This window comes from Leifsonia sp. PS1209, from assembly GCF_012317045.1.
GTDB lineage: Bacteria > Actinomycetota > Actinomycetes > Actinomycetales > Microbacteriaceae > Leifsonia.
In genome coordinates, this window is sequence record NZ_CP051154.1 from 33,318 (window position 1) to 55,617 (window position 22,300).

Sequence of the window (22,300 nt, forward strand, 5' to 3'; positions counted from 1 at the left end):
GCACAGGTCACAACGGTGACCGCGGCGGGAGACCCCGCCACGAGACGGAAGGAAAGCGCATGGCAACCACACCCACTGCCCCCGCAACCACAGGGATCACGACCGCGAGCGCCGCATCCGGCACGCAGGGCAAGACCGTCATCAGCGACGCGGTCGTCGCGAAGGTGGCGGGGATCGCCGCCCGCGAGGTTCCCGGCGTCTACGCGCTCGGCGGCGGGGCGGCCCGCGCACTCGGAGCCATCCGGGATGCGATGAACGCCTCCGACCTCGGCCAGGGCATCAGCGTCGAGGTCGGCGAGACCCAGGTCGCCGCCGACGTCACCATCGTGGCCGAGTACCCCGTGCCGCTGCAGAAGGTCGCAGCGGAGGTGCGCGCCTCCATCTCGCAGGCGATCGAGCACATCATCGGCCTGGAGGTCACCGAGGTCAACGTCACGGTCAACGACGTGCACGTCCCGTCCGACGACGCGGACGAGCAGGAGGCGCGAGTCCAGTGACCACCGCCAGATTCGGCCTGCTCGTCGGCGCCGTGCTCGCCGTCGTCTGGGCTGCCCTCGGATTCTGGGCGTTCGTCGGTGTCGCCGTCGCGATGCTGGTCGGATGGCTCGTCGGGCGCCTGGTCAGCGGAGACATCGACGGAGCCCGGCTGATCGACGCGCTCCGCGGCCGCCGCTCGTCATCGTGACCGGCGGACGCGACCGCTTCGCCCCCCGGGCGCTGGAGCACCTGGTGCAGGCGATCGCGGCAGACGCGCTCGGTGTCGCTCCGCGCGACCCGGCGGTGCGCATCAGCGACGCGGCGGGAGCACTCGCCGTGACCGTGCGGTCGCCCGTGGCGATGCCGCCCCTCGGCGACGGCGACGCCGGCGCGGACGGCCAGGATCTGATCCAGCGCCTGGCGGCAGCCGCCGCAGACACCAGGGCGAGATTCGCCGAACTGACCGGCCTGGATGTGGCCCGCGTCGACATGCGGGCCACGAAGGCCATCATCACGGAGAGGAGGGTGCGATGAACGGGGTGGAGACACGCGTCGTCCGCCGCGAGACGCACTCGCCGCGGTCGACGTCCGCCATCGTCGTGGCGTCGGTCCTCGGACTCCTGATCGTGCTGCTCGCGACCGAGGGCATCCTGCACCTGCTCGGGATGCGGCCCCTGGTGGCCGCCCCGCGCGGCACGCTCCTCGCCGTCCTCACTTTCCCGGACGCCCCGGCCGCGCTGCGTGTCGGCGTCGCGGTCGTCGCCGCGGTGATCGGACTCGTCCTGCTCGGGCTGGCCGTGTTCCCCGGACGGCGGGCGCGCCGAGCGCTGACGGCGAACCGTGTTGCGGTCGTCGCCGACGACGGGATGCTGGCGTCTGCCCTCGCCCGGGCAGCGGCGAGGACCGCGCGGGTCGATCCGGACGCGGTGCGCGTCTCCCTCGGCCGGCGCAGCGCTGCGGTGCAGATCGTCCCCGTGTCCGGGCACCGCGTCGACCAGGCGGCGGTACGGCGCGCGGTCGAGCAGGAGTTCGCGGCCGCCGGTGCCGATAAGGCCGTGCGCGTGTCCGTGAACATCGCACAGACGGGGAGGGTCGGATCGTGAACAGCACCAACCGGGCTCTCAACCGCGGGCTCCTCGTGGTTCTCGGGCTCGCATCCATCGTCGTCGCCGTGGCCATCGCCTGGACGCTCGTGGCCCCGTCGGCCGCGCGGGCCTGGCTGGACGCCGGACGCTCCGCGAGGACGTGGACGGACAGCGTGTTCGGCACGCCGCTCTGGGCGGGCACGACGGTCAGCCTGGCCGCGGTCGTCGCAATCGCGGGTGCCGTCGTGCTCCTGGTGCTGCTGATCGTCTTCATCGTGCGGCAGGGACACGGGGCGGAGTCCACGGTGCTGAGCGCGCGGACAGGGGACGGCGACCTCGATGTCGACGTGTCCGTCGCGGCCGCTCTCATCGAGCAGCGCCTCTCGACCGTTCCCGGCGTGGCGAGGGTGGCCGTCAGCGCATACCGCGTTCGGAAGGTCGTGGCGCTCAAGATCGCCGTCGACTGCCGACGAGGAGCCGCGCCGCGCACCATCGTCGACGCCATCGACGACACCGTCCGCCTGCTGGGCGAGGCACTCGGATCGCAGCCGGCGGTCTACGCCCAGCTGACGGGCGGATTCCGGTCCCGCCTCCGCTCAGCGGTGCGGGTCGACACCACGACAAGGGCCGTCCGGCCGTCGTGACACCAGAAGAAGAAAGAAGGAGAAGCAGATGAGTGCAGAAGACAAGATCAAGAACGCCGCGCAGGACCTCAAGGGCAAGGCCGAGGAGGTCATCGGCAAGCTCACCAACGACGACAGCAAGGTCGCGGACGGCAAGGCCGATCAGACGGCGGCGAAGGCCAAGGGGACGGTCGAGGACGTGAAGGACGCGTTCAAGAAGTAGTCGTCCTCGGAGGGAACGGCGCGACCGGCATGGCTGGTCGCGCCGTTCCGTGTCTCCGGGTCGCGCAGCCCGGTCACCTGCTCAGCACGGAGTCCCGGTGCACGACCTCCATCGGGATGAGGGCCTCGCGCACCGGGTCGTCGTTCAGCAGCATCTCCACAGCCCTGGCGCCCATCGCCTCGTGGGGGAGCGCGACGGTGGTAAGCCCCGGGCGCAGGTAGGCGGCCAGTTCGTCGTTGTCGAAGGAGACGATCGAGAGATCGTCCGGGATGCTGAGCCCGGCTTCGAGCGCCGCCTGGTACGCACCGAACGCGAGGCGGTCGTTCATGCTCAGGATGGCCGTGGGGCGCACCTTCCTGGCGAGCAGCTTCTTCGTCGCCTCGTAGCCTTCGTCCGGTTCCCAGAGCCACGACGACGACTCGGAGGCGAACGTCAGACCGTTCTCGGCCATCGCATCCCTGATGCCCGCGACGCGCTGCGCCACCGTCGCGGAGCGGAACAGCCCGCGCTCCTTCTCGTCGCTCTGGCCGAGGAGGGCGATGCCGTCGCGGAAGCCGGCGTCGGTCAGGACGGCGACGGCGGATCGGCCGCCGCCGTACTCGTCCGGCAGCACGGCGTGCGGGAACCGGGCGTTGGTCGCGTTGAGCATGACCACGGGCGTCTCGATCGCCATCTCCGGCAGGAACAGTTCGCGGGCGCGCATGGTGGCGAAGACGATCCCGTCGACCTGGCGGTCGAGGACGGCGCCGATGGCCTCGGTCTCGCGCTTCGGCTCTCCGCCGGTCTCGAGCACCATCATGACGTGACCGGCCTTCTCGGCCGCGGTCAGCGCCCCCTTGATCAGGCCGGACGCGAAGCGGGTGGTGGCGACCACGTCGGAGATGAACGCGATGGTGTGGGTCTTGTCGGTCTTCAGCCCGCGTGCTGCGACGTTCGGGCGGTAGCCGAGCTCGCTCGCGGCGGCGTGGACGCGGTCGTGCGCATCCTGAGACAGCCGCGTATCCGGGCGGCCGTTCAGGATCATGGACGCGGCAGACACCGACAATCCGGCCTTCCTGGCCACGTCTGCCAAAGTCACGCGCTTACTCAACATCGAGCGGTCCTCCTCCTTGCGGGATGTTAGCCGCTCACGTGGCCAATCGAGAGACCTAGTTGACAATCTGTGCGACGTCACTCAGTATAGGGCCTGCTGAAAGCATTTAGCAGAGGGTTTCGGGCAACGAATCCCGCCCTTCGACAAAGGAGTCCTGTATGTCCCCCACCTCGCGCAGGCGACGGCTCCGCGGCGCAGCAGCCGCCGGCCTCATCGCCTCGATCACCGCCGTCGTCTTCACCGGATGCGCTCCGGGGTCGAGCACCCCCGGCGCCACGACGGCCACCGACGTCAGCACCACGCTCACCAAAGACAAGGTGCAGCTGACCATCGCCGACGAGACCGGCTTCCCGCTCACCGACGACCTGGCCAAAGAGTTCACCAAGCAGCACCCCAACATCACCTTCAAGATCACGAGGGACACGTTCCAGAACCTCACGGCCAACGCGCCCAAGCTGCTCGCCAGCTCGACGCCGCCCGACCTCATCCGGTTGCCGACGCTCGGCGACACGGTCAAGGACGGCCTGGTCGCCAACCTCGACCCGTATTTCAAGGCATACGGCTGGGACAAGTGGTCGGCCGCGCAGCTCGCACCGCTGCGCATGACGGACGAGGGCGTCCGCGGAAGCGGCTCGCTCTACCAGCTCGGCCTCGGCTACAGCGTGACCGGCATCTACATGAACACGAAGCTGGCCGCTCAGGCGGGCATCACCTCCACGCCGGAGACGCTGGACGAGCTGCAGGCCGACTTCGCGAAGGCCAAGGCGGCCGGGATCGCCCCGCTCGTCGAGGGCGACAAGGACGGCGTGGTCAACTTCACCGTCCAGGCCGCGATGAACCAGTACGCGGACAAGACCGAGTTCCTCGACTGGATGTTCAACAAGCCGGGCGCGACGTACAACCAGCCGGGCATCGTGAAGGGTGCAGACCTCATCCGGAAGTGGGCGGACGCCGGCTACTTCCCGTCCGACATCAACGCTGTCGACTACTTCACCTTCGTCAGCAACTTCCAGGACGGCAAGGGTGTCTTCACCTTCAACGGCAACTGGGAGGCGGCCAACTACGCCAAGAAGCTGGGCAAGGACGTGTCGTTCTTCCTCGTTCCCCCGGCCAAGAAGGGCGGAGACCACGTGGCGATGGGCGCGGCGAACTCGTTCTCCGCGGCAGCCAAGTCGAAGAACCTCAACGAGGTCGCGTACTTCCTCAACTGGATCCACACCAACGACAAGGCGCGTCAGATCGTCGTCGACGTGACCGGTGCGGCCCCCGGCGGCGACCCGTCGCAGGCGCAGCCGAAGGTCGAGAAGGGCTCCCTCACCGAGAAGGTCCTGGAGTCGGCAGCGCAGATCGCCAAGGAGGACGGCCAGGTCGACTTCATGGCCAACACCACGGCGGGCATCTACGCCGGGGCGATCATCCCCGAATCCCAGCTCCTGGTGACCAGCAAGATCACCGGCCAGGAGTTCGTGGACAAGGTGCAGGCGTTCTACCAGCAGGAAGTGAAGAAGTAACGATGAGCACAGTGCGGCCCCGGATCAGCGACGACACCGTCGGCAGTGCCCCTGCTGTGCGGCGGGCGGATGGCGCAACCGCATCCGGGGCCGCACCTCGGCCTGCCCGTACCCGCGCTCGGGCGCGCGGGTACGGCAGCAGGATCGGCTGGGTGCTGGTGGCGCCCGCCGTCCTCTTCTATGCGGCCTTCGTGCTGTGGCCGCTCATCCAGGGTGTGCAGTTCTCGTTCTACGACTGGAACGGGATCGGCGCATCCACCTGGGTGGGACTGCAGAACTACCTGACCGTGTTCACCGACCCCGACCTGCTCGGGGCGATCAGGAACGCGTTCATCCTGATCGCGTTCTTCACGGTGATCCCGGTGATCGCCGGGCTGGTGCTGGCCACCCTCATCCGGTCGATCAAGGCCGGGTTCTTCTCCAGCTTCTCGCAGACCGTGCTCTTCCTCCCGCAGATCATCCCGCTGGCCGCGGCCGGTATCGCCTGGTCGTGGATGTACGCCCAAACCGGCGCGGTCAACCAGATCCTCGGCTGGGTCGGGCTGGGCGGGCTCGCCCGTCCGTGGCTCGGCGACTACCAGACCGCGCTGCCGGCCGTCGGCCTGATCGGCTCGTGGACGCTGACCGGGCTCTGCACCGTGCTGCTGCTCACCGGGATCGGCAAGATCGACGCATCTCTCTACGAGGCCGTGCGCCTCGACGGCGCCGGGTGGTGGCGGGAGTTCTTCACCATCACGATCCCCGGCCTCCGCCAGGAGCTCGCGGTGCTCATCACCATCACGATCATCGCGGCCCTCAGCAGCTTCGACATCATCTATACGACCACGCTCGGCGGGCCGGGCCGGGCGACCCTGGTGCCGGGCATCTCGATCTACCGGATCGGGTTCACCCAGAGCGAGGTCGGGCTGGCATCCGCGTTCGGCATCGTGCTGATGGTCCTCGTCCTCATCGTCGTCCTCCCGATTCAGCGTCTCTCGAAAGTGCGTGACTCATGATCGTCCATCCCGTCGAGAAGTGGACGGGGCGCGTGCTGCTCTCCGTCGTCCTCGTGCTCACCGTCATCCCGCTGGTGAGCATGCTCTCCGCCGCCCTGCAGCCCGCCGACCTCAACCCGACCGGCCTCACCTGGCCGAGCGACCCGCAGTGGGTGAACTTCGGCGAAGCCTTCGTCACCGGGCACGTCTGGGAGCTGCTCGGCTCCAGCGGCCTGATCGTGCTCGGGGTGGTCCCGGTCAGCCTGGTCATCTCGAGCCTGGCGGGATACGCGCTCGGCAGCCTGAAGATCCGGGGCGGTCGCGCCCTGCTGATCCTCTTCATCCTGGGGCTGACCATCCCGTTCGAGGCGCTGATCATCCCGCTGTACTACGAGATGCAGTCGCTGAACGTCCTGAACACGCAGTGGGCGATCATCCTGCCGCTGATCGGGCTGTTCATGCCGTTCAGCGTGTTCTGGATGCGCGCGCACTTCGTCGGCGTGCCCGCCGAGCTCTCCGAGGCCGCGCGGGTGGACGGCGCGACGATGTGGCAGGAGCTGCGACACATCCACCTGCCGCTCGCCCGGCCTGCGCTGTCCGCGCTGGCGATCCTGCTGTTCCTCTGGACCTGGAACCAGTTCCTGCTGCCCGTGGTGTTGATCGCCGACCCGTTGCAGCGCACCGTCGCCGGGGCGCTGACCTTCTTCCAGGGGCAGTACAGCCTGAGCATCCCGCTGCTGAACGCGGGCGCCCTCATCATCATCCTTCCCACCATCCTGGTCTTCGTGATCTTCCAGCGTCAGTTCATCAAGGCGCTGATCCAGGGTGCGGTCAAGGGCTGACGGGCATGGTGTTCAGCAAACGGGATCACTGGGTCTGGGACTTCTGGCTCGCCGACGACGGCGAAACGCATCACCTCTTCTACCTGCACGCGCCGACCTCGCTCGGCGATCCTGATCTGCGCCACAGGAACGCGTCGATCGGGCACGCGACGTCGACCGACCTGACCGACTGGGAGGACCACGGGCCGGTGCTCACGGCTGGGCCTCCCGGCGACCTGGACAGCTCGGCCACCTGGACGGGGAGCGTCGTGTGCGGCGACGACGGACGCTGGCGGATGTTCTACACCGGCTCCGTCTTCCTCTCCCCGCACGAGATCGCGAACGTCGAGTCGATCGGCGTCGCCACCTCCGACGACCTCTTCACCTGGACGAAGGAACCGCGGGTCAACCTGCAGGCCGACCCGCGCTGGTACGAACTCCTCACCGACCGGACGTGGCACGAGGAAGCGTGGCGCGACCCGTGGGTGTTCCGCGATCCGGCCGGTGAGGGATGGCACATGCTGATCACGGCCCGCTCCCGCGACGGCGGCGACGTGCGCGACCGGGGAGTGATCGGGCACGCCAGGTCGGCCGACCTGGACGAGTGGATCGTCCAGCCGCCGGTGAGCGCACCGGGAAGCGGCTTCGCCCACGTCGAGGTTCCGCAGTTCGTGCGGGTCGACGGCCGCGACATCCTGCTCTTCTCCTGCGACGCGGCACACCTCGCAGGTCGGCGCACCGGGGGCACCGGCGGCGTCTGGTTCACGGCGGCCCCGTCTGCCGCCGGGCCGTTCGACGTCGCCTCCAGTACGCTCCTGACGCCGGAGTCGCTGTACGCCGGCCGGGTGACCACCGACCGCAGCGGCGCCTCCGTCTTCCTCGCGTTCGAGAACGTGGATGCGGCGGGCGGCTTCGGCGGGAGGGTCAGCGACCCGTACGACATCGGTTGGGACGACGCGCGCCTCACGCTCCGCGCGCGCGAACGAGAAGGAGAACGTGCATGACGGTCGACATCGCAGGGACGGTCGAGCCAGGGTACGAACGGGTCGCGGACGCCTTCGAGCGCGCATTCGACGGACGCCCGACGATGGGAGCCGGGCTCACCATCCGGGTCGGCGGCAGGAGGGTGGTGCACCTGTGGGGCGGCCTGGCCGACGAGCGGTCGCGCTCGCCGTGGCGGGAGGACACCGCCTCTGTGGTGTTCTCGTGCACCAAAGGGCTGATGTCCATCCTGGTCGCCCGGCTGGTGCAGGATGGCCTGCTCGACTACGAGGCTCCTGTCGCGCGGTACTGGCCCGAGTTCGCGGCAGCGGGCAAGGCGGACGTCACGGTCGCCCAGCTCCTGTCCCACCGCGCCGGACTGTCCGCGTTGCGCGAGCCGCTCACCATCGACCAGCTGGTCGACTGGGATCACGTCACGTCGCTGCTCGCCGCAGAGGAGCCGCTGTGGCAGCCGGGGACGGGATACGCGTACCACGCGGTCACGCACGGCTGGCTGGCCGGTGAGCTGGTGCGCCGCACCACCGGCCAGAGCGCAGGGCAGTACTTCGCCGCACTCGCGGGCGACCACACCTCCGGCGCGTGGATCGGCTTGCCGGACGCTGCTGCATCCCGGGTCGCGCACCTCCAGGCGTCCGACTCGCAGGTCGAGGCCGGCGAAGAACTCGGCGAGGCGCCGTCGCCCTGGACGGCGCTCGCGATGACGCTGGGCGGCGCGCTTCCTGCGCAGCTGGTCACGCCCGACGGCGGCTTCAACGACCCGCGCATTCGGGCGGCCGAGATCCCGGGCGCCGGCGGGATCGCCACGGCGGACGCACTCTCGGCGATCTGGTCGGCCACCGTCACGGAGACAGACGGGCGCACCCTGCTCGACGACGCGACACTGGATGCGGCGCTCATCCCCATGAGCGATGGCGAGCCCGTCTTCCCCAGCCCCGCCCCGTGGCCGCGCTGGGCGCGCGGCTTCCAGCTCGACTCCGAGGCCCGTCGCTACCTCGGCGACGCGAGCTTCGGCCACGACGGCGCCGGCGGCCAGGTGGCGTTCGCCGACCGCCGGGCGAAGGCAGGGTTCTCGTTCGTGACGAATTGGATGGAGGCGGGCGACGACAGGGCGACACGGATCGTGGACGCGTTCCGCGCTTCGCTGTAGGTCTGCTGACCGAGATGTGTGCGCACCGAGCGCGTGCGGTGTGATTGCGTGCATTCGCCTGTATGGTCGTGACGCCGGGGTCGCTCCGACACCGCACTCTCGAACGGGGAAGACGATGACGGGCGAACACGACGAGAGCGGCGCGGGCACAGCCGAGAGGACCTCGGCCTGGCAGGCGTTCTGGGCACGCGGCGGATGGTGGAAGGCGGTGCTCGTCGCCGCCGTCTACATGGCCCTGTACCTCGCCGTCGGCCGGCTCATCGGGCTGTTGTGGGGCGACGCGCTCACCGACGGCGGCCCGCTGAGCAGCGCGATCAACGTCTTCCTCGAGCTCATCCTCCCGATCGGGATCGGCGCGGTGATCATCGTGGTGTTCCTCGCGGTGTCCGGGCTGCTGCCGCGGGTGTTCGCATCCAGGGTCGTTCCTGCGAGGGGCTGGATGTGGATCGCCGTAGCCGTCGTCGCCTACCCGATCGTGCTGCGACTCATCGGCATCGACTACGGCTCGTTCGCGCCCGGCGTCGTGCCGTTGACGCTGCTGGCCGGGGTGTTCATCGGTGTGGCGGAAGAGCTGGTGACGCGCGGTGCCGCGGTGACGCTACTGCGCAACGCGGGATACGGCGAGTTGGTGGTCGCGGTGCTGTCGTCCACGATCTTCGCGCTCATGCATACTGCCAACGCCATCGGCACCGGCTTTACGCCGACGGTCCTCATCACCATCCCGTACACCTTCTTGTTCGGTGTCTGCATGTACCTGGTGATGCGCGTCACGGGCAGCATCGTCTGGGCGATCGTCGCCCACGCCCTCACCGACCCGACCCTGTTCCTCGCCACCGGCGGAATCGACACCGCGGCTGCCGGTCCGCAGAACGGGCTGCAGGTGATCGCGGGGACAGGGAACTACGTCGTCATGCTGTTCGGGATCGTCGCCCTGTTCCTCATCCGCGGGCGGGTCGGCGACCGGCTCGGCCGTCGCGCGGAGCGGCTGCCGGACTGAGCGGGGCTCCCGCGTCGTCGCGGCCTACGGCGTCACCGCCACCAGGTCGTCCACCCCCATCACCACAGGCGCGTTGGCCACGCCGCCGGACAGATACCCGGTGATCGCCAGGCCGCCCGGCGCCTGCAGTCCGGCCGTCGTGTCCGTGATGGATCGCTGCCAGGTGGTCGGCTCCGTCGTGCCGTCCGGCCAGGCCCTGGCCTGGATGAGCGTGGGACTCGTGCCCGTGACGCGCAGCCGCACGGCCAGTTTCGTCCCTGCCGCGTATGTGGCGGGGAGTGCGACAGACGATTGCAGCACCACCTCCGCTCCGCCGTTCGGGTCGACGCGGACCAGTTGCAGCGTCACCTTGCCCACCGACGAGACGATCACCTTGGCCTGGTACGAGCCCGTCGTCACCACGCGCCGACCGGAGATGGAGATGTAGACGTTGCCGGAGGACGGCAGCTTGTCGGCGGACACGTTGAGTCGCAGGTCGGTGTTGGCGGAGCTCACGCCGGTGAGCCTGGTCGTGCCTCCCGAACCGGCAGGCAGCTGGATCAGGCCGGTGCTCGCCCCGACCGAGTAGAGGGATGCGCTGCCGGCGACCGTCCACGCGCCGCCGGTCGGCGCCGTTCCCCAGCCGTTCGAGATGACGCGGTCGAACCCGTCCGTCGCCAGCGAGCCGGTGGGTGGCGGCGGTGCGGTGACCGCGATCGTCTTGGTGGTCGACCCGCTCGCCCCTCCGTTGTCGGTCACGGTGAGTCTCGCTGTGTACGTGCCCGCTGCCGGATAGGTGTGGCTGACCGTGCCGCCCGTCCCGGTCGCGCCGTCGCCGAAGTCCCAGGCGAACGTGCTGATCGTGCCGTCCGGATCCGTCGACGCACCGCCGTCGAAGGTGCAGGCCAGGTCGGTGCAGGATGACGTGAAGCTCGCCGTCGGCGGCTGGTTGCCCCCGCCCCCGGCGGGCGCGATGGTGAACGAGTCCGCGAAGTTGCTGCCCGCCGCACGTGCGAACGACCCGCTGAGCTGCGTCGCCGTGGCCGTCACATCCACCGACCCGTAGGTCGGCGTCTGGTTGGCACCGGATGCCGCACCGAAGTAGTTGGCCTCCGGATCCGCGGCGTTGACGTTGTAGAGGCCGTTGCCTCCCGTGCCCGCCGTCACGAACACCGTGCCGGCGCCCTTCACCATCGAAGCGTCGCTGTCGGCGACGCAACTGGCCGAGAACGTTCCGGGCACGATCGCCGTGCACGCGCCTCCGGTGGCGAGCTGGTTCGTGCGCTGGTAGAGGTGCTCGTGGCCGGTCAGCACGAGATCGACGCGCTTGCCGACGAGCAGGTTCATCAGGTCGGCGCCCGCCTCGCAGCCGTACTGGCCCAGCGAGAGGCAGGGCTTGTGCATCCCGACCACCACCCACGGGATGTTCGCGGCGCGTGCGCCGTCGATGGCCGCCGCCGTCCAGTTGTAGTGCGAGGTGCCCGCGTTGTAGGTCCAGGTGCCGTCCGCGAACGGCAGGCCGGGGGAGATCATCACGAAGCGGACGAGCGGAGCGCCCTGCGGGACGTCCACGTAGTACTGCCGCCCGTATGTGCCGACCGCGCCGGGGAGCTGGTTGGGCAGGCAGGCGCCGAAGTCGTTGATGTTGCCGTTCTGTCCGCTGCTTTCGTGGTTGCCGGAGACGAGCTCGAACGGGAACCCTGCTCCGACCGCCTGGGTCACGCTGTCGCACCACGACTGCTCGTCGCCGACGGCACCGTAGGAGAGGTCGCCGACGGCGAGGTGGAGGTCGGGATGCAGTGCGCCGATGCCCGCGAGCACGGCCTGCGCGTTGGCGGAGGTGCCGTAGTCGCCGGAGGCGGTGAAGTGGACGCTGGTGGCGTTCGGCGCGATCCCGAGCGCTCCGCCGGGGGCGGTGAGCGCGAGCGCGGCGACGGTGAGGCCGACGATCGCGGCGGTGAGGGTTCGACGAGCAGGCATTGGAGCGCTCCTTCGCAGCTCACGTCTGTGCTCTGCTGCCACGGGGCGCATGCCCCCGCAGAGGCAGAGGCCCTGGAGGGGCCTGGCCTCAGGGTAGCCCTGAGCGGGGGTGGGGCGGAAGGGAAAGTGAGAAAATCTCGTGGGCTGATCCCCGCATCCACCGGCCGGGTCCCGACGCCTAGACTCGTGCTGTGCCCGACGACATCCCCGTACTGAGCGACGCTCTGTTCGAGACGTTCGGGAGCGGAAGCTGGGCGTTCCTCCCCGCCACGACGCCCGAGGCGCTCGCCGCCGCACTGGATGCGCGGATCACCGACGACCGGTTCCGCCTCGCCGAGAATCCCAGCATCGGCGACGGTCCCGGCCTGCTCGTGCTCACCGCGCCGGTCAACGGCTGGGTGATGCTGCTCGGCGCCAGCGAGACGGTCGGCGCCGCTGCCGCGGTGCTCAGCGAGGGCATCGGCGTCTTCCAGGCGATGATCGACGTGCGCCTGCCCGCGATGAGCTGGTCCCACCTCGAGGGCGGAGCCCCGACGCGGACGGTGTCCGTGGAACTGGGGGACGACGGCGACCTGGTCACCAGGACCGCGGGGGACCCGCTGCCGTTCGAGGGCGACGGCCTGGTGCTGCCGACCTCGCAGCACGGCTACGACCCGTTCTTCTACCCGGTGGCGATCCTCGCGGAGCACGGGGTGACACTCGATGTGCTGGCCGAGGCGCTTCGGCGGCCGAGCGTGACGCTCACCCTCGGGTGACCAGGTAGCGCAGGAATACGCTCCCGTTCGCGAAACGGCGCTCCTCCTGCAGGTCCAGTCCGAGCGTCAGGTCGAGTGGGAAGGCCGGCGTCCCGCCTCCGACAGCCACCGGCACCAGGATCAGCTGCACCTCGTCCACGAGCCCGGCCCTCAGTGCCGCGGCCGCGATGGTCGGGCCGCCGATGCCGACGTCGCCCGGAGCGTCCGCGACCAGGGCACGCACCGCATCCGGATCGAAGTGGCGCTGGATGGTCGTGCGCGGCGTGACCGGTTCGGCGAGCGTCGACGAGTACACGACCTTGTCGGCGCTCCGCCAGATCCCGGCGAAGTCGACCACTTCCGGCTCCTCGTCCGGGTCGTCGCCGAACGTCTGCCAGACCTGCATGGTCTCGTACATGCGCCTGCCGTACAGATAGGTGGAGACGTCGCGTTCCAGGTCGTTGACGAAGGCGTGCACCTCCGCATCCGGGGCCGCCCAGTCGAAGCCTCCCGACGTGTCGGCGGTGTAGCCGTCGACGGAAGCGATGGCGAAATAGACGAGACGTGGCATCGGTGGAACCTCCCGCACCGACTCTAAGCAGTCGGTGCGGGATGCGCCAGAGCCGTCCCGGTCAGCCCACCTGCGGGAACAGCGCCCCCAGCGCGCGGAGCTCGCCTCCGAAGAACACCGGCACGACGATGTCGAGCACGAATGCGATTCCGAAGGCGAGCGCCACGGCACCGGCCGCGATGACGACGAGCACGGAGAACAGCCGCAGATAGGCGTTCTCCGCAACGGCCGCGAGCACCCCTCGAGCTCGCGGAACCTGCGGAACCGACCCCGTGAACGGGAGTTGGTGGTTCAGCGTCGTCATGGTTTTCCCCCTTGGTGTGGCCGATGTATCCAGTCAACCGGGATGCGCGGCGCGCGGCATCAGCCGTGGGTCGTGTGTGGGTCATCCGCCGGTATGATTCCCGGGGCGGGACGATCGGCCGGCAGCGGGCGGCCACGGGGGAGAGTTGTGATGGCGAAGACGCGCAGGTCGCTGTGGATCGTGGTGGTTGCCGTCGGTACGGCGCTCGCCCTCGGCGTGGGGATCACGGCACTGGTGCTGGTGATCGGGGCTCGTGCCGCAGCCACCCCGCAGGCGGTGGTGTCGACCTACCTCGCGGACGTGAAGCGCGGCGACGTGGAGGCGGCGACGAAGCTCGAAGGCCGTCAGCACCGGGCAGTGGATGTGCTGCTCACCAATAAGGCGTACAAGAACGCGACGGACAAGCTGACGGGCTACCGCATCCTGGGCGTTCGGTCGCACGGGCGCGACGCGACGGTCACCGCGGAAGTGACGGGCGGCGGCAAGACGACCACCCGCGACTTCGCGGTGCGTCGGGACGCGTGGACACCGGCGTCGATGGTGGGCGTCGACGGGTGGAAGCTCGCGCCGGTCACGCTCGGCACGGTCACCGTGACCATCGGAGCGCCAGGGCGAGTGGATGCGACGCTCGCGGGTGTGCCGCTCGGCTGGAAGGGCGCGACCCTCCGGCTGAACGCCTTCCCTGGCACGTACACGCTCACCGCCGGGGCGAGCACCGACTGGTTCACGCTCGCCGGGGCGAAGGCGACGGTGGCCGGTTTCGGCGCAGACGCGCAGCTGCGGGATGCGGCCGTGCTCACGCCGAAGGGGCTCGACGCGGCGAAGGCCGCCGCCCAGGGCTGGCTCGACGGCTGCGCTGCATCGCAGGACGCCCAGCCGGCGGGATGCTCCTTCGGGCTCTCCAGCGGAGCGGAGGCCGGCGAGGTGTGGACGAACGCCGCCTGGACCATCCAGAGCCGCCCGGAGCTGACGGTGGGGCCGTGGGACTTCGGCTGCCACCTTCCCGACCAGGCCGACGTGAGCGCCGGCGGCTGCTGGCCGGTGAAGACGGCGACCCCCGGCACGGTGACGTTCCACGCCGACTTCTCGTTCCCGGCGACGGGCGACTCCGGCACGATCACGTCGACGGCTCCGATCGAGGCGGACGTGGAGGGCTCCGTTTCGTCGTTCGGCGACGCGGGCGCCGTCTTCCAGTCGGTCACCTGGGGCCCCGGCAGCTCGTCCGAGGGCAGTTGACCCGGAGGCCGCCACCGCGTCGTTCGAGCGGAGAGCCCGGCCCGATCGGCCGCCATCTCCGCAGAAGCGGACTCTCCGACGGCGTGTCGCGGTGCACCTCCTGTACTGCGGAGGCCAGGGGATGCGAGGGTCGGGCCCGCATCCGCTGGTCGTAACGCAGGAGGATTCGGCCGACACGTCGCCGTATTCTCCGTAGGAGCGGAAGGTTCATGCGGAACGCGGCCGGTTCTCCGTCGGAGCGGAGCCGGTGGACCGGGCGGCGCTCCGGGCGTCAGCCGAGGTGCGGGGTGGCGCCGTCCCAGGTGAGGGGACGGACGAGCATCCCGCGGTAGGCGTACGAGTCGTCCCAGCTGTGGAAGACGAGCCAGTCGTGGCCGCCGAACGTGACGACGTTCTGGCCGCCGGGACCGTGGAACGTGCCGAGCTTCGACGCGGACGTGAGGAACGGCTTCTCTTGCGACGTGAACGGTTGCGTCAGCGACGTGCCCGTTGCCGTGCCGATCGCGTAGTCGTCTCCTCCGTAGTCGTTGGCGGAGAAGAACAGCACGTAGACGCCGTCACGTTTCACCAGGTCGGGCGCCTCCACCAGCGCGCCCTCCCAGGCGCGGTCCTGCTTGAGGAGCTTCACCGGCGGCCCGGTCAGGGTGAGACCGTCCGCCGAGAGCGGCGCCGTCTCGATCCAGGTGTCGAGGCTGCAGCAGTTGCCGTCCGTCTTCCACAGCAGGTGGAGGCTGCCGTCGTCGTCGCGGAAGGTGGCGGCGTCGATGGCGCCGCCCGCCTCCACCGGGCAGACGAGCGGCGTATCCGAGGCGGGGGTGAAGGGCCCGCCCGGTGTCGCGGAGGTGGCGGTGCCGATGCACTGGCGACCGGATGCCGCATCCTGGGCCGTCAGGTACATCACGAACGCGCCGGGGGAGACCTCCGCCACCTCGGGAGCCCAGGTGCGGCCGGGCTGCGCCCAGCCGGGGAGGGCGCTGAGGGCGTCCTTCTGCGACACCGTCCAGTCGCGCATATTCGTGGAGGTCGCTGACCGCACCAGGAAGCCGGGGGTGTTCGTGGCGAAGGCGTACGCGGTGCCGTCGTGGACGAGCACATCCGGGTCGGCGAAGTCCTGGTCGATCGCGAAGGCCGGGCCGGCGCTCGCCGACGGTGGGCCCGAGGCGGGGCGCGACGACGAGCCTGCTCCGGATGCGCATCCGGAGAGTGCCGCGAGTGCCGCGAGGGCGGCGGCAGCCACCACCGCCACCGCCGCGACCCCGGCGGACCTCACGACCTCACCCCTTCACGCCCGAGCTGGCGACGCTGTCCACGATGTGGCGCTGCGCGAACGAGAACAGGATCAGCACCGGGATGGATGCGATCACCGCGCCGGCCATCACGATGGCGAAGTGCGTCGAGTACGCGCCCTGCAGCTGGGCGAGGCCGGGCTGCAGCGTGAGGTTCTCCGGGCTGAGCAGCACGTAGACCGGCCAGAGGAAGTCGTTCCAGTTGGCGAGGAAGCTCAGCACGGCGAGCGTCGCCAGCGCCGGGCGCGCCAGCGGCACGACGATCTGCAGGAAGATCCGGATGTCGCCCGCGCCGTCGATGCGCGCGGCCTCCTCGATCTCCACCGGCAGCCCGATGAAGAACTGGCGGAGGAAGAACACGCCGAACGCGCTCGCAGCACCCGGGATGGAGATGGCCCAGATGGTGTCCAGCCAGCCCAGGTTCTGCACGATCAGGTAGTTCGGGATGAGGAAGATGACCGGAGGCACCAGCAGCGTGGCGACGATGGCGCCGAACACGATCTTCTTGCCCCAGAACTCGAGGCGGGCCAGCGCGTACGCGGCGGCGGAGGCGGTGACGAGGATGATCGCCGTCTGCAGCGTCGCGGCGAGCAGGCTGTTGAGGAACCAGCGGAAGATCGGCTGCTGGCCGCTCGACAGGGTGACGTACGCGTCGATCGACCACGGCGTCGGGAACACCGAGAACGGGTTCTGGATGGCGTCGCTGTCCGTCTTGAACGAGGTGAGCACGATCCACACCAGCGGCAGCACGATCAGCAGCGTGACCAGGGACAGCACGACGTAGAGCACGACCTGCCCGGCGGTGCGGCGTGGCGACGTGCGCCGCTGTGCCCGGGCGAGCTGACGCTCGCCGTCGGCATCCGGTGTCGGCTTCTGCGTGGGAGAGGTGACGGCGGTCATCGGGGTGCCCTTTCCGTGCGCTCCCGCTGCAGGCGGAAGTTGACGATGCTGATGATCGCGAGGAACACGAACAGCACATAGCTCATGGCCGACGCCGCGGCCATGTTGTTCTGCGAGAGGCCTTGGTCGGAGATGTACATGATCGCCGTGCGGGTCTGGTTGCCCGGACCGCCCTTGGTGATGATGTACGACTGACCGAACATGTTCGCCGAGGCGAGGATGGTCACGGTGACGACGAACGTCATCACCTGGCGGAGGCCCGGCAGCGTGACGCTGAAGAACTTCCGGATGGGCCCGGCTCCGTCGAGCGCGGCCGCCTCGTACAGGTCGTTGTTGATGCCCTTGAGCCCGGCCAGGATGATCACCGTATTGAAGCCGAGGGTCCACCAGACGGTGACGCCGACCAGGGAGACCCAGACCCAGGGTACGTTGACGGTCCAGGGGATGTCGGAGGGGAGGCCGAGCATCCCGAGCACGTGGTTGACGATGCCGGACTGGGTGTCGAGCAGGTACTTCCAGATGACGCCGATGACCGCGACGCCGAGCACGTACGGTGCGAAGAACACGGCGCGGAAGACGGTGCCGCCGCGGATCCTGCGGTTGAGCAGCTGGGCGATCAGCAGCGGGATGACCAGCAGGAACGGCACGCTGGCGACCGTGAAGATGCCGGTGGCGCCCATCGACTGCCAGAAGTCGCCGGAGGTCGCGGAGTCCGGGGTGAAGAGGTCGATGTAGTTCTTGAGCCCGATGAACTGCTGGGTGTCGCGGAACGGGCTCCAGTTGGTGAGGCTGATCCAGAGGCCGAAGACCGCGGGGCCCGCCACGAAGACGAGGAAGAGGACGAGGAACGGCGCCAGGAACAGGTAGGCCGTCTTCGTACGGCGCGGCGCAGCCAGGTTCGAGCTGCGCCGGGCGCGCCGAGGCGGCACCACGGCGTTACGCCGTGATGCCGCCTCTACTGCGAGCTCATTCGCCATACGTCTGCTTGTTCTGCTTCAGCAGCGTGTTCGCCTTCTCGACCGCGTCGTCGAGAGCCTGCTTCGGCGACTTCTTGCCGGTGATGGCCTCGTTGACGGCCGTGGTCACGGTGGCCGTGACGTTGGTGATGCCGGGGGCGGAGGTCTCGTAGTGCGCGTACGGGAGCTCGTCCAGGAACGGCTTGAGGTTCGGGTAATTCTGAACCAGAGCCGGGTCGTTGCGGACGCTGTTGCTCGCGGGCAGCTCACCGGTGTCCGGCCAGCTGGCCGAGTTGTCGTTCATCCACTTCACGAACGTGGCCGCGGCCGACGTCTTGTTCTTGTCCTGACCCTTGTTGGCCATGAACATCCAGTGCGTGGACGAGGACCAGACGGCTTTCTCCGTGCCGATCTGAGGCACCGCGACGGCCGACCAGTCGAGCTTGTCGAACGCGGTGTTCGTGGTCTGCCAGACGCCGTTCCAGTTGAAGGCCGTCTTCCCGGCGATCAGGGCGTTGATGTTGCCGTCCTGCGCGACGTTCGCCGGGCTGTATCCCTGCTTGATGAGGTCGGTCATGTGGGTGAGCGCCTGCACGCCGGCGTCGGAGTTGAAGGTGGCCTTCGTGACGTCGTTGTTGAAGAGGTCGCCGCCGAACTGCCAGAGCAGCGACTGGAACTCGAACGTGCCGGTGAAGACGTAGCCGTCGACCCACTCGCCCTGGATGCCCGCCGTCTTGAGCTTGGCCAGCGCATCCATGTACGAGGTCTTGTCAGCGGGGATGGTCGTGGGGTCGATGCCCGCCTGCTTGAGCACGTCCTTGTTCACGTAGAGACCGAGCGGGGTGACGCTCCACGGGATGCCGTACTGGGCTCCCTTGTACTCGCCGGCCTTCATCAGGCCCTCGGGGAAGTCGCCGGCGCTGTACCCGAGCGACTTCACGATCGAGTCGCTCTTGAGCAGCAGGCCCTGGGCGGCGTACGTGGCGACGTCGTCGCCGTGCGCGACCGCCACATCCGGGCCCTTGCCCGCCTTGACGGCGAGCGGCATCTTCTTGGCGAGATCGGCCCACTCCATCGGGACGTTCTTGACGACGATGTTCTTGTGCTCGGAGTTGAACTTGTCGACGAGCTTCGGGACCAGGACGGGTGCTGCCCCGCCGGTCCAGCCGTTCCAGAACGTGACGGTGACCTTGGGGCCCGAGTAGTCCCCGGACGCCACCTCTCCGCCCGAGCCGCCGGAGCTGCCGCAGGCGGTCAGTGCGAGGCCGAAGCCCACGGCCACCGCGGCGGCCAGGACCCGCACGGCAGATCGCTTCTTCATGTGATTTCTCTCCCTTGAGTGACAGGCACGAGTGCGCGGCCGGGCCGCGCCCTTCGAAATTACAGCGCTAGAAATTTGCTGTCAAGCGGCGAGCGGTGGTGGACTGGCGGGAGCAGCGACGCAAAGTAGAGTTCTCACGACGGAAGGAGACGCTGTGGCCGGTGTGCGCTTGCAGGATGTCGCGGAGTTGGCCGGGGTGTCGATGAAGACCGTCTCCAACGTGGTCCACGACTACCCGCACGTCAGCGACCGGATGCGCGAACGCGTGCAGAAGGCGATCGACGAGCTCGGCTACCGGCCCAACCTGCTCGGCCGCAGGCTGGCCACCGGGCGCACGGGCCTGATCGCGCTGGCGTTCGCGGATGTCACCCTGCCGTACTTCGCCGAGCTGGCCCGCCGTGTGTCCGACGTGGCGGAGGAGCAGGGATACCGCGTGCTGCTCGAACAGACCGACTCGACCATCGAGGGGGAGCGCGCCGCCGTCTCCGGGATCGAGGCCGGCATGGTCGACGGGATCATCTTCCAGCCCAGCGTGATGAGTTCATCCGAGCTGGCGCAGACCAGGAGCTCCCTCCCGATGGTGATCCTGGGCGAGGGGGCCGCTCCGCTCAGCATCGACCGGGTGATGATCGACAACGTCGCCGCCGCCCGCGAGGCCACGACGCACCTGCTCGCGCTCGGCCGCCGCCGCATCGCGTTCGCCGGTCACGAGCCGCAGCGCATCTCGCGCACCTCCGAGCTCCGCATCGCCGGGTACCAGGCCGCGCTCGAGGCCGCCGGCGTGACCCCGGACCCCGGGCTGCTCATCCCGAGCAACGCGATCTCGCCGGTGGACGGCGCAGCGGCGATCGGCGCCGCACTGGACGCGGGCCTGCGGTTCGACGCGATCATGTGCCGCGACGACCTCGCCGCCATCGGCGCCCTGCGCGCCCTGCAGGAGCGCGGCCTGCGGGTTCCGGACGACGTCGCCATCTCCGGATGGGACAACACGCTGATGACCTCGGTCACCTTCCCGAGCATCACCACCATCGCACCCGACCTCACGGCGCTCGCGACGCGGGCCATCACGATGCTCTGCGAGCGGATCGACGGGCTGACCTCGATGGGCAGGCACGAGCTGGTCGGGTATCGGCTGGTCACCAGGGAGAGCGCACCGACGCTCTGAGTCCCCCGCTCCGCCCGCTCGGCTCGCCGTGTTCGCCTCACCGTTTTACAGCGCTGCATTTCTGGTGCACCATAGTGACCATGACTTTTCCAGCCGCAGGCACGCTCGATGGAACATACCCGCGCCCCCAGCTCGTGCGGGAGCACTGGTGCGACCTGGGCGGCACGTGGGCGTTCGCGTACGACGACGCAGACGCCGGCGAGGCGCAGGGCTGGTACTCGGACGCTGAGGCGACGCGCTTCGACCGCTCGATCGTGGTGCCGTTCCCCCCGGAGTCGCCCGCATCCGGCATCGGCGACACCGGTTTCCACCCGGTGGTCTGGTACCGGCGCACCATCGGCGCCTCCGAGCTCGAGACGATCGGCGCGAGCGACGACGCACCGCGCGTGATCCTCAACTTCGGAGCGGTGGACTACCGTGCCCGCGTCTGGGTCGGCGGCCGGTTCGCTGGCGAGCACGAGGGCGGGGGGTCGCCGTTCTCGTTCGACGTGACCGACCTGCTCGCGGCGGGTGGCGCATCCGGTGGAGCGGACGTGTCGATCGTCGTGCGCGCGGAGGACGACCCCGCCGACCTCTCCCAGCCGAGGGGCAAGCAGGACTGGCACCGCGAGCCGCACTCGATCTGGTATCACCGCACCACAGGCATCTGGCAGCCGGTCTGGCTCGAAGCGGTGCCGGCGGTGGCGATCGAGCGCATCCACTGGACCCCCGACCTGATCTCGGGAACGGTGGCGGCGCGCATCCGGCTGAACCGTCCGGCCCGCGACGGGGAGACGCTGGCCATCTCTCTGAGCCACGACGGGCGAGCGCTCGGCTCGGTGACGATGCCGGCGGTCGGGCGCACCATCGAGGCGACGGTGCCGCTGCCGCAGCAGCGCAACGGGCAGGCGTACGAGGAGCTGCTCTGGTCGCCGGAGCACCCGCGACTGGTGGATGCGGTGGTCACCGTCGGCGCAGACACCGTCCGCTCCTACCTCGGGCTGCGTTCGGCGGCGGTCGCCGGCGGGCGGTTCCTGCTGAACGACCGGCCGTACTACGTGCGCTCTGTGCTCAACCAGGGCTACTGGCCGGAGTCGCACCTCGCCGCACCGTCGGTCGACGGCCTGCGCGCGGAGGCGCAGCTCATCAAAGACCTCGGCTTCAACGCGGCGCGGCTGCATCAGAAGTACGAGGACCCGCGCTTCCTGTTCTTCGCAGACTCGCTCGGCCTGCTGATCTGGGGCGAGTCTCCCGCTGCATACGAGTTCACGCCGACCGCGATCACCCGCACGACCAGGGAGTGGGCGGACATCGTCGACCGCGACTATTCGCATCCCTCCATCGTCACCTGGGTGCCGACCAACGAGAGCTGGGGGGTGCAGCACCTCGCCCACGACGGCCGGATGCGCGACTACGCCGCGGCGCTCGTCTCGCTGACCAAGGCGCTCGACCCAACCCGTCCCGTCATCTCGAACGACGGCTGGGAGCACGTCGACTCCGACATCCTCTCCGTGCACGACTACGAGGCGTCCGGAGAGGTCGTCGCCGCGCGCTATGGAACGCCGGAGGCGGTCGACGCGCTGTTCGACGGACTCGGACCGGCCGGGCGCCGGATGCTCGTGCGCGGCGAACGCGACCGGCAGGCGCCGGTGATGCTGACCGAGTTCGGCGGCGTCTCGTTCGTGGACCGCGCGCACGAGGTGGACGGCGCGTGGGGATACTCGGCCGCCTCCAGCCCGGAGGACTTCGCCGAGCGCGTCGGCGCCCTGCTGGAGGCGACGCTGGCCAGTTCGGTGCTCGCCGGGTTCTGCTACACCCAGCTCGCCGACACCGGCCAGGAGACCAACGGCCTGGTGACGGACGACCGCCGCCCGAAGGTCGCGATCGAGCGCATCCGGGAGATGGTGCAGGGGCGGCACGCCTGACGCGTGCCTTC

24 protein-coding genes are annotated in these 22,300 nt (G+C 69.5%); 16 read left to right on the top strand and 8 right to left on the bottom strand.

Annotation, left to right across the window (positions count from 1 at the left end):
* Positions 1-59: 59 nt before the first annotated feature.
* The 6 genes from HF024_RS00185 to HF024_RS00210 are packed head-to-tail and all read left to right on the top strand — an operon-like array spanning position 60 to position 2,408.
* Positions 60-497 carry an Asp23/Gls24 family envelope stress response protein gene (locus HF024_RS00185; RefSeq protein ID WP_168688251.1) on the top strand — a complete coding sequence of 146 codons (438 nt, stop codon included), beginning with the start codon at positions 60-62 and terminating at the stop codon, positions 495-497.
* Entirely contained in the window at positions 494-685 is a 192-nt protein-coding gene (locus tag HF024_RS00190) for a hypothetical protein (protein WP_168688252.1), read from the top strand. Before HF024_RS00185 ends, HF024_RS00190 begins: the two co-directional genes overlap by 4 nt.
* Complete coding sequence (locus tag HF024_RS00195; RefSeq protein ID WP_168688253.1) at positions 682-1,011, top strand: hypothetical protein; 330 nt, start codon at positions 682-684, stop codon at positions 1,009-1,011. The genes HF024_RS00190 and HF024_RS00195 overlap by 4 nt, the downstream gene beginning before the upstream one ends.
* Positions 1,008-1,580, top strand: coding sequence for a DUF6286 domain-containing protein (locus HF024_RS00200; protein WP_168688254.1), 573 nt, complete (start codon positions 1,008-1,010; stop codon positions 1,578-1,580). The genes HF024_RS00195 and HF024_RS00200 overlap by 4 nt, the downstream gene beginning before the upstream one ends.
* Positions 1,577-2,206: a hypothetical protein gene (locus tag HF024_RS00205; RefSeq protein WP_168688255.1), complete on the top strand. Its 630-nt coding sequence runs from the start codon at positions 1,577-1,579 to the stop codon at positions 2,204-2,206. Before HF024_RS00200 ends, HF024_RS00205 begins: the two co-directional genes overlap by 4 nt.
* A 28-nt stretch (positions 2,207-2,234) precedes the next feature.
* Positions 2,235-2,408: a CsbD family protein gene (locus HF024_RS00210; RefSeq protein ID WP_168688256.1), complete on the top strand. Its 174-nt coding sequence runs from the start codon at positions 2,235-2,237 to the stop codon at positions 2,406-2,408.
* Between the two features lie 73 nt (positions 2,409-2,481).
* Here HF024_RS00210 and HF024_RS00215 read toward each other — a convergent pair whose 3' ends face one another.
* Positions 2,482-3,486 (bottom strand): LacI family DNA-binding transcriptional regulator, encoded by a 1,005-nt coding sequence (locus tag HF024_RS00215; RefSeq protein WP_247597219.1) that lies wholly within the window; start codon positions 3,484-3,486, stop codon positions 2,482-2,484.
* Positions 3,487-3,659: 173 nt separating this feature from the next.
* Here HF024_RS00215 and HF024_RS00220 point away from each other — a divergent pair, with 173 nt between their 5' ends.
* From HF024_RS00220 to HF024_RS00245, 6 genes are all read left to right on the top strand, one after another.
* Complete coding sequence (locus HF024_RS00220; RefSeq protein WP_085367485.1) at positions 3,660-5,012, top strand: extracellular solute-binding protein; 1,353 nt, start codon at positions 3,660-3,662, stop codon at positions 5,010-5,012.
* A 2-nt stretch (positions 5,013-5,014) separates the two neighbouring features.
* Positions 5,015-6,007, top strand: coding sequence for a sugar ABC transporter permease (locus tag HF024_RS00225; RefSeq protein WP_247597220.1), 993 nt, complete (start codon positions 5,015-5,017; stop codon positions 6,005-6,007).
* Positions 6,004-6,828 carry a carbohydrate ABC transporter permease gene (locus HF024_RS00230; RefSeq protein ID WP_085367486.1) on the top strand — a complete coding sequence of 275 codons (825 nt, stop codon included), beginning with the start codon at positions 6,004-6,006 and terminating at the stop codon, positions 6,826-6,828. The genes HF024_RS00225 and HF024_RS00230 overlap by 4 nt, the downstream gene beginning before the upstream one ends.
* Positions 6,829-6,833: 5 nt before the next feature.
* Positions 6,834-7,811, top strand: coding sequence for a glycoside hydrolase family 68 protein (locus HF024_RS00235; RefSeq protein WP_168688258.1), 978 nt, complete (start codon positions 6,834-6,836; stop codon positions 7,809-7,811).
* A complete protein-coding gene (locus tag HF024_RS00240; RefSeq protein ID WP_168688259.1) occupies positions 7,808-8,956 on the top strand; it encodes a serine hydrolase domain-containing protein in 1,149 nt (382 codons plus the stop codon). The genes HF024_RS00235 and HF024_RS00240 overlap by 4 nt, the downstream gene beginning before the upstream one ends.
* 115 nt (positions 8,957-9,071) lie before the next feature.
* Positions 9,072-9,953: a CPBP family intramembrane glutamic endopeptidase gene (locus HF024_RS00245; protein WP_168688260.1), complete on the top strand. Its 882-nt coding sequence runs from the start codon at positions 9,072-9,074 to the stop codon at positions 9,951-9,953.
* A 24-nt stretch (positions 9,954-9,977) separates the two neighbouring features.
* On the opposite strand, the gene HF024_RS00250 is transcribed toward HF024_RS00245, so the two are convergent.
* The gene (locus tag HF024_RS00250; protein WP_168688261.1) at positions 9,978-11,912 is read right to left on the bottom strand and encodes a PKD domain-containing protein; all 1,935 of its coding nucleotides are present in this window, start codon (positions 11,910-11,912) and stop codon (positions 9,978-9,980) included.
* Between the two features lie 191 nt (positions 11,913-12,103).
* Here HF024_RS00250 and HF024_RS00255 point away from each other — a divergent pair, with 191 nt between their 5' ends.
* Positions 12,104-12,667 carry a hypothetical protein gene (locus HF024_RS00255; protein ID WP_168688262.1) on the top strand — a complete coding sequence of 188 codons (564 nt, stop codon included), beginning with the start codon at positions 12,104-12,106 and terminating at the stop codon, positions 12,665-12,667.
* On the opposite strand, the gene HF024_RS00260 is transcribed toward HF024_RS00255, so the two are convergent.
* Complete coding sequence (locus HF024_RS00260) at positions 12,654-13,217, bottom strand: dihydrofolate reductase family protein (RefSeq protein WP_168688263.1); 564 nt, start codon at positions 13,215-13,217, stop codon at positions 12,654-12,656. The genes HF024_RS00255 and HF024_RS00260 overlap by 14 nt on opposite strands.
* Positions 13,218-13,278: 61 nt before the next feature.
* Complete coding sequence (locus HF024_RS00265; protein WP_085367493.1) at positions 13,279-13,521, bottom strand: hypothetical protein; 243 nt, start codon at positions 13,519-13,521, stop codon at positions 13,279-13,281.
* Between the two features lie 150 nt (positions 13,522-13,671).
* On the opposite strand from HF024_RS00265, the gene HF024_RS00270 reads away from it, so the two are divergent.
* Positions 13,672-14,757, top strand: a complete 1,086-nt coding sequence (locus HF024_RS00270) for a hypothetical protein (protein WP_168688264.1) — start codon at positions 13,672-13,674, stop codon at positions 14,755-14,757.
* A gap of 271 nt (positions 14,758-15,028) precedes the next feature.
* On the opposite strand, the gene HF024_RS00275 is transcribed toward HF024_RS00270, so the two are convergent.
* The 4 genes from HF024_RS00275 to HF024_RS00290 are packed head-to-tail and all read right to left on the bottom strand — an operon-like array spanning position 15,029 to position 19,220.
* Positions 15,029-16,027 carry a glycoside hydrolase family 43 protein gene (locus HF024_RS00275; protein ID WP_168688265.1) on the bottom strand — a complete coding sequence of 333 codons (999 nt, stop codon included), beginning with the start codon at positions 16,025-16,027 and terminating at the stop codon, positions 15,029-15,031.
* Positions 16,028-16,031: 4 nt separating this feature from the next.
* The gene (locus HF024_RS00280; protein WP_085367495.1) at positions 16,032-16,943 is read right to left on the bottom strand and encodes a carbohydrate ABC transporter permease; all 912 of its coding nucleotides are present in this window, start codon (positions 16,941-16,943) and stop codon (positions 16,032-16,034) included.
* Positions 16,940-17,920: a sugar ABC transporter permease gene (locus HF024_RS00285; RefSeq protein WP_168688266.1), complete on the bottom strand. Its 981-nt coding sequence runs from the start codon at positions 17,918-17,920 to the stop codon at positions 16,940-16,942. Before HF024_RS00285 ends, HF024_RS00280 begins: the two co-directional genes overlap by 4 nt.
* The gene (locus tag HF024_RS00290) at positions 17,910-19,220 is read right to left on the bottom strand and encodes an ABC transporter substrate-binding protein (protein WP_168688267.1); all 1,311 of its coding nucleotides are present in this window, start codon (positions 19,218-19,220) and stop codon (positions 17,910-17,912) included. The genes HF024_RS00285 and HF024_RS00290 overlap by 11 nt, the downstream gene beginning before the upstream one ends.
* Before the next feature lie 154 nt (positions 19,221-19,374).
* Between HF024_RS00290 and HF024_RS00295 the strand changes: the two genes are divergently transcribed.
* Positions 19,375-20,385, top strand: coding sequence for a LacI family DNA-binding transcriptional regulator (locus HF024_RS00295; protein ID WP_168688268.1), 1,011 nt, complete (start codon positions 19,375-19,377; stop codon positions 20,383-20,385).
* 80 nt (positions 20,386-20,465) lie between these two features.
* Positions 20,466-22,289 (top strand): glycoside hydrolase family 2 TIM barrel-domain containing protein, encoded by a 1,824-nt coding sequence (locus tag HF024_RS00300; RefSeq protein ID WP_168688269.1) that lies wholly within the window; start codon positions 20,466-20,468, stop codon positions 22,287-22,289.
* The last annotated feature ends 11 nt before the right edge of the window (positions 22,290-22,300 follow it).

Excerpts from the sequence above, each read along its gene's own strand:
- HF024_RS00300 (WP_168688269.1), top strand. The coding sequence starts at position 20,466 with ATGACTTTTCCAGCCGCAGGCACGCTCGATGGAACATACCCGCGCCCC.
- HF024_RS00230 (WP_085367486.1), top strand. The coding sequence starts at position 6,004 with ATGATCGTCCATCCCGTCGAGAAGTGGACGGGGCGCGTGCTGCTCTCC.
- HF024_RS00260 (WP_168688263.1), bottom strand. The coding sequence starts at position 13,217 with ATGCCACGTCTCGTCTATTTCGCCATCGCTTCCGTCGACGGCTACACC.
- HF024_RS00210 (WP_168688256.1), top strand. The coding sequence starts at position 2,235 with ATGAGTGCAGAAGACAAGATCAAGAACGCCGCGCAGGACCTCAAGGGC.
- HF024_RS00250 (WP_168688261.1), bottom strand. The coding sequence starts at position 11,912 with ATGCCTGCTCGTCGAACCCTCACCGCCGCGATCGTCGGCCTCACCGTC.
- HF024_RS00240 (WP_168688259.1), top strand. The coding sequence starts at position 7,808 with ATGACGGTCGACATCGCAGGGACGGTCGAGCCAGGGTACGAACGGGTC.
- HF024_RS00285 (WP_168688266.1), bottom strand. The coding sequence starts at position 17,920 with ATGGCGAATGAGCTCGCAGTAGAGGCGGCATCACGGCGTAACGCCGTG.
- HF024_RS00220 (WP_085367485.1), top strand. The coding sequence starts at position 3,660 with ATGTCCCCCACCTCGCGCAGGCGACGGCTCCGCGGCGCAGCAGCCGCC.
- HF024_RS00225 (WP_247597220.1), top strand. The coding sequence starts at position 5,015 with ATGAGCACAGTGCGGCCCCGGATCAGCGACGACACCGTCGGCAGTGCC.
- HF024_RS00245 (WP_168688260.1), top strand. The coding sequence starts at position 9,072 with ATGACGGGCGAACACGACGAGAGCGGCGCGGGCACAGCCGAGAGGACC.
- HF024_RS00280 (WP_085367495.1), bottom strand. The coding sequence starts at position 16,943 with ATGACCGCCGTCACCTCTCCCACGCAGAAGCCGACACCGGATGCCGAC.
- HF024_RS00185 (WP_168688251.1), top strand. The coding sequence starts at position 60 with ATGGCAACCACACCCACTGCCCCCGCAACCACAGGGATCACGACCGCG.
- HF024_RS00290 (WP_168688267.1), bottom strand. The coding sequence starts at position 19,220 with ATGAAGAAGCGATCTGCCGTGCGGGTCCTGGCCGCCGCGGTGGCCGTG.
- HF024_RS00270 (WP_168688264.1), top strand. The coding sequence starts at position 13,672 with ATGGCGAAGACGCGCAGGTCGCTGTGGATCGTGGTGGTTGCCGTCGGT.
- HF024_RS00235 (WP_168688258.1), top strand. The coding sequence starts at position 6,834 with ATGGTGTTCAGCAAACGGGATCACTGGGTCTGGGACTTCTGGCTCGCC.
- HF024_RS00200 (WP_168688254.1), top strand. The coding sequence starts at position 1,008 with ATGAACGGGGTGGAGACACGCGTCGTCCGCCGCGAGACGCACTCGCCG.
- HF024_RS00265 (WP_085367493.1), bottom strand. The coding sequence starts at position 13,521 with ATGACGACGCTGAACCACCAACTCCCGTTCACGGGGTCGGTTCCGCAG.